This window comes from Methylobacterium sp. AC832, from assembly GCF_979256025.1.
On the sequence record NZ_CEEDMV010000033.1, the window covers coordinates 1 to 335 of the forward strand.

At 65.4% G+C, this 335-nt stretch carries 1 pseudogene; it reads left to right on the forward strand.

Annotated features, from left to right (window positions below):
• Positions 1-335, forward strand: a pseudogene (locus tag AC0IXR_RS25010) (calcium-binding protein); the annotation flags it as partial.

The following is a 335-nucleotide window of genomic DNA, read 5'->3' on the forward strand; positions in this document are numbered from 1 at the left end:
CACGCTGTCGGCCGGTCAGGAGATCGAGACGCTGAGAACCATGAGCGACACCGGCCTGGACGCCATCAGGCTCGGCGGCAACGCGTTCGCTAACACACTGATAGGCAATGCCGGTGACAACGTCCTCAACGGCGGCGCGGGCGCCGACCGACTCTATGGCTACGCTGGCGACGACAGCTACATCGTCGACGACGCCAGTGACCGCGTGTTCGAGACGGATGGCGGCGGCACCGACATGGTCAGGACCAGTGTGAGCTTCACGCTGTCGGCCGGTCAGGAGATCGAGACGCTGAGAACCATGAGCGACACCGGCCTGGACGCCATCAGGCTCGGCG